Below are 5,456 nucleotides of genomic sequence, written 5' to 3'. Positions count from 1 at the left end.
TGACAGCTTCTTCTCTTTTGCCTTTTGCCCTGAAAACTTCGATGTTGGCAGGGCCGGTTTCGTGCACCCTTTTTCATCTGTCCTGAACCGTTACCTGCTTTCACACTATTTTCCTGGAAACGAATCATTTTGGCATAATCCTCTGAAGATACATATGGACGGATATATTCAATTTCAAGAATTTTAATAAAATTACGATATATTTTACGCTCTCTTTTGTCATTTAAATTAAGAATTCTTTTCAATTCTCCTGCAAGTTCTTTGTACCTGGTTTCGTTAGTAATATTTTTTTCAAATGCTTTAAGTTTCTTTTGTCCTTCAGGCGTCAATGCGAGCTGATATTTCCTTCTTGCTAGAGCCAATGCAGGAATCGAAATCACTTCATCCGGGGAGACATACTGAAAATCTTCTCCTAATTTTTTGATTACAATTAGGGCGATTAAGAATTCATCCAACTTTTCAGATTCAAAGGCTTTCCGTTTTGCTAAGTACAGGATATCATTATTACTATTGCCATCGCTGCTTCTACCAGGTGGATATAAGGTGTGGCTATCAATGTGTTTCTCCGCCTTTGAAAAAGCATCCTCTATTTCTGCCCGTCTTCTAAATTTCATAAGATTCCATAAAAATTCATACATTAAAGTAGTACGCACAGTTGTATTTGCAAAGCTTAGTGAGCCCGAAGTAGCACATAATTCATAAGTAATATGCTCCATTAACCAACATTCTAATTTTGTGCTTATGTATGATGGATGTTCCTTAATTGTCCTTTGATCCGTGTTGGACAATTTCTCAATATTTTTTAGTAGCTGCGGGTAAATTATCCCTCGTGTTGATGCCCGGGTATCATTTTTACGTCCATCAAAACATTCCGTCGCTACCAATGTCAACAGTAACTCATTATAGGACGGGTCAAATCTGTACGCTCCCCTTGGCCCGGATTTTAAGTCGTTTACAGATAAAAGCCCACCACTATTTTCGCATATTGCTTGGATACGCTTTTTAATCGTTTTTTCTTCTACTAACAGCCCCTGATATTCGTGCACAAGTGGAATGTAATCCGCAGGTGTCATAATATCTTTGCCAAGCTTTGCCCGGGCACCTTCTAATGAAATCTTTTCTTTTTCCTCTTTTCTACTATAATCCGCATGACGTCCCATATAATCATCCCCTTTACGCAAAACTATAACACAAATAAGAGTGTAGATAAATATCAGTTCCGATGATTTCGTCTGCAAAGCAAGGTATTCATGCTGATCAACATATCTTACTGTACAATAAAAGGGCCCTGTCGCAGAATGGAAAAAATCTGCGGCAGGTTTTCTTTGCTCGGAAAAGTGCAAACCGGTCTAAATGTTTATAAAATATTGCATCACTCAGCCAAAATGTATACAGCAAACCAGGCCCAGTGTTAGGGTTGGGAGAAATTAACCATTTTGGTTGATTTCACCGGACCCGAACAGAATATAGCAATGAGCGAGGTTTGGAAACCCTTTTGGGCTCCAAACCTCGCTCATTTTATCGGCTTATTATACAACGGGCTCTTCTGTTTGCGGGGGAGGGATTCGAACCCTCGGCCTTTAGGTTATGAGGGTCATTTTAGCAATATAGATTCCCAAATTCATTCATATTAGGTGAATCTGAGAACCTATTATTGCGTTTCCTGGTAGATTTGTTCAGGAGTTTCCCAGACTTATGAGTTGTGAGGTGCTTGGGCGCTTTCTTTTTTGACATCTGTGTTAGAAAAAATGTTAGAAATCTTTTCCCTGAAAGAGTATTGTACCATCTGATAAAATGACTCAGATCTCTTTTGTACCAAGATGTATGAGGCTGATTGTATTGTAGGCCTATTATTGTTATTGGTATGACACCCAGTATATCAATTAAAGTCTTACAATTTTATTTAGGCTTATATTTGAGTGCTTAGTAAGGCTCACTGGCCCCGTATCCGGGGTCAGAAGACAGGTTATTATCGGCGGGAGTGGCGTTTATACCGATGACTCTGCCACCACCTGCCGTGATATAAATGAGAAAATCATCCGTCAGACTGTCTGCGATAGGGATACTCATGCTCATATCCTCGCCGTACACAATAAAATCACCATAATAGTTTAGAGGGTCATTGGGATCCATGTAAACATAAGACTCTGGGCCATAGAAATAATCAGTACAACGCATATCGGCTATGACACCGTACATGCGAACCCATTCGCCAATGTGTTCATTGACAAAGTTCCAGTTTGAATCATAGGAATTATAATTGAGGTTGATTGCCGGCACTGCATCAGCGGGCGGTATTGTATTGGGATCTGTATAGCCAGAAGTATCCTGAACATCGTCTGTTACTTGTTCGGAGGGCTCTTTTGCATGCTCAAGAATGTAGATCGTTGCATCATCAAAATAGCGTATTCCGTCATCTGATACATAGAAGTCGCCGTAAATATATAGTTTATCTCCGATTGAGAAGTCCAAAATGGAGGATTTATCGAAAGGAAGATATACAAACAGCGTTGTTGTGACACCTCTGGTATCAGTTGCACTTACACCAACCTCAATAGTTGTATCGAGAACATCTGTGACGGAAGCATTGATACCGATCTTCTGTCCACTATAATTTGCATAGTTGTCCACAAAATCCGAGGAGGCTACCGTATCCAAAGAATTGTCTTCGCTTGAACTATAAGATCCTGCGTTGTCAGAGGGAAAAGCAGACTGAGTAGGAGATACCAATGGAGTGTCAGAATCAGATGGTATTGACATGGTTTCCTGTGGAGCGTTTCCCAAATATTTTCCAACCTGGACGACAAGGAAAGCGATAGCTATGAAAGCGAACACTGCGATTACTGGTATCAGCCACCTGAATGGTTTTTTAGGCGGCTGCTGTACGGGCTGCGACACCGTTTTCATTGATAAAACTTTCTGAAAACACGCCTCGCTTTTTTCTTTGCTGTCCTTATATTCCAGAAGCGCATCAAAACGAGACTCCGCTTCCTCGTACTCTTCCATCGTTCGTGCAGCGGACATCAAGGTGCAGGCACTCTGGTAGTTCTGTTCCCGTTGCTGGGCAGCTTGCTGGCTCAGTGCTGCAACCTCTTCTTCTGCCCGAGTCAGGTGTGCAGGATATTCTGTCCTGATCCGCTGTATGGCCTGCTCATCTTCCTGCTCAGACAAGGAGATCCGACACTCCAGTTCAGAGAACAGCTTTTGTTTTCCCTCTTCCAGCTGCTGTTTTAAATCACCTTTTGCAAACCGATACGCCCGCTTGAGAGACATGTCAGTCTCAAACAAATGGCATATTTCCTGATAGTCCTCTTTTCTGGAAGCGACTGAGGATGAATACGTCAGATCGTACTGGAACTGATCCCGGATCGTCTGTTTGTACAGATAACCATAAACTGCATAAGTCTCTGCGGCCTGTTCAATTCGTTGCTTATCTTCCTCGCAGGCATGGAAGGTTTCAGTTCTGGGAACGTTGGTTTTTTCCAAAAGCTTTGTAATAAACGAGTTAAAATCGGGACATTGCTGCTCTGCCAAAACCTTCCCCAGATATGCTTCCGCGCATTCAATATCAAGGGTGAGGACATAATCAAAAATGCGATTGGCAGTTTCCCACGCTTGCTCTTCAAGACGGAAGGCGCCCCGTTTTAGCAGCTGAGCAATATCATTTCCCTCAATAGGTGGTTCCGGACTGCTTGTTGTGGTTTGGGTTGGGATATCTGGCCGCGGTGTGCCGCAGCTATCGCAAAACATAGCATCTTCAGCCAGCTTTTTCCCGCACTTTGGACAAAACATGCTATCCTCTCCTCTTTACAATAATTTCTGCCAAGATAAGCAAGAGCTTGAAATAGATGCTCATGAGGCCATACCCGCAAAGTGTTCCAGTGACAAACCGGCGCAGGTTGGTTGATTTTTTGAGCTGTGTATACTGCAACAGCCAATCTAAAAACATAATTGTACAGAAAGTGCCCGCAAGGGTCCAAGGAAGCTGAAAGAAGGGTGTCAAAAGAACTGTAAGGACATATCCTGCACAGATACCCGTGCACCTTGCGCAGAGCGGAAACTGACAGCCATGGATATGGAAACTTCGGTCCGGGAGTTGGTGACAGCCGGCAAGATGCCCGAGTCTCATTAGAATCTGATAGATCATGGTATTAGTTCGACAGAAGGAGCCAAAAGACGATAATCCCTGCCGCAATCCCGAGATTGATTATCAGCCATTTTTTCTTCCAGCGTTCCAGTTCTCCGTAAAGCATCAGATCTTCCAGCTTGTAGCCGGTTTGATTGTTTTTCAAGGCGATCCAGCATATTACTGTACATGCGATCACCACTGCCGCTATCAGAAAGATTGTGAAAGACATGAATCCAGGGGGGATCAAAAAAACGGAAACTTGTGTAAGTATTGTGCATAGAAACATCAATGAGCGCAGACTGTTCTCCGCATCCTGGCGGTTAATAAATTCTGCGCCGCAGTTCATGCATACCCATTTTGTCTGTGTCGTAGAGGTTGTACTTGCACTTTTTCCGCATAGTCCAAGCAGGAGCCCCAAAGGCCCCAGCAGAATCCCGCCGCAAGCACCCGCGCAGCAGCTATAGCCTCCAGCTTTGGTGTGAGTAGTCGTATGGGCCATAGGTTGACTGTTTCTGGCCCCACATCTCGGGCAAGGAAGGCCGGTTGGTTCCTTTTTCGCCTCCCGACTCTCTTGAACAGGCGTGGTATCCGTTGATGGTAAGGGATATGTATCATTGGCCATATTTTGACGCGGTTTGCAGGCGTTTCCGCAGTAGCGGCAGAACTTTGCGTCGTCTGGAATTTCTTTGCCACAGTGTGGGCAGAACATAGAGCTCCCTCCTCTGCATGATTCCTTATTATAACTGTATTTTGAAGTATTTTCAACTTTATTATATCGGCTTTTATAATCTAACGAAAATCCGTACTCCTGGATAAAATAAAGATAATAGTTCCAGGAGGTATCTCATGCAGGAATTTGATGTTGTGGCCCGGATTCAGGAACTCTGTCAGGCCCGCTCATGGACCTATTACCGTCTGGCCAAGGAGTCTGGAATCCCTTACTCTACCCTGAGCACCATGCTCCACAAGACCAATGTACCCTCGGTACCCTCCCTGATGAAAATATGCAATGGGTTCGGTATCACTCTGGCTCAGTTCTTTTCGGACCAAGACGAGGCAGCAAAGCTTACCACAGATCAAAAACAATGCCTCGTCATTTGGGACAGGCTGGACAGCACCAGCAAGGAGTTGGCATTGGTATATATGCAGGGGCTGGCAGATCGTCAGGAATATAAACCGAGCAAAAAGTAATTCCCTGGACAACGCATGTCCAGGGAATTTTTGTATAAAGAAAACCACTCGCTAGGCGAGTGGTTCAAAAAAGCCTATGGCGATGAAAATGATAAAAAAACTCCCTTTGCTATAATAGAAGTGCGGTCTGCCAACT

Annotated in this window: 5 protein-coding genes; 1 reads left to right on the top strand and 4 read right to left on the bottom strand. The window is 43.6% G+C overall.

What is annotated here, in order from left to right; all coding sequences use genetic code 11:
* The 4 genes from H6B51_RS16115 to H6B51_RS16100 form a co-directional block, all read right to left on the bottom strand.
* Nucleotides 1–1,160, bottom strand: a 1,160-nt coding sequence (locus H6B51_RS16115; protein WP_204884622.1) for a hypothetical protein, incomplete at its 3' end; no start/stop codon positions are given.
* Nucleotides 1,161–1,923: 763 nt separating this feature from the next.
* Nucleotides 1,924–3,792, bottom strand: a complete 1,869-nt coding sequence (locus H6B51_RS16110; RefSeq protein WP_204884621.1) for a zinc ribbon domain-containing protein — start codon at nt 3,790–3,792, stop codon at nt 1,924–1,926.
* A 1-nt stretch (nt 3,793) separates the two neighbouring features.
* Complete coding sequence (locus H6B51_RS16105) at nt 3,794–4,129, bottom strand: DUF2085 domain-containing protein (protein ID WP_243421366.1); 336 nt, start codon at nt 4,127–4,129, stop codon at nt 3,794–3,796.
* A gap of 22 nt (nt 4,130–4,151) precedes the next feature.
* Nucleotides 4,152–4,838: a zinc ribbon domain-containing protein gene (locus tag H6B51_RS16100; protein WP_204884619.1), complete on the bottom strand. Its 687-nt coding sequence runs from the start codon at nt 4,836–4,838 to the stop codon at nt 4,152–4,154.
* A gap of 137 nt (nt 4,839–4,975) precedes the next feature.
* On the opposite strand from H6B51_RS16100, the gene H6B51_RS16095 reads away from it, so the two are divergent.
* On the top strand, nt 4,976–5,320 hold the full coding sequence (locus tag H6B51_RS16095; protein WP_204884618.1) for a helix-turn-helix domain-containing protein: 345 nt from the start codon (nt 4,976–4,978) through the stop codon (nt 5,318–5,320).
* Nucleotides 5,321–5,456 lie beyond the last annotated feature (136 nt).

Origin of the sequence: Pseudoflavonifractor phocaeensis (genome assembly GCF_016901955.1) — a bacterium.
GTDB classification, from domain to species: Bacteria; Bacillota; Clostridia; order Oscillospirales; family Oscillospiraceae; genus Flavonifractor; species Flavonifractor phocaeensis_A.
The sequence above is the reverse complement of the archived record's forward strand: the minus strand, read 5'-3'. Positions and strand labels throughout refer to the sequence as shown.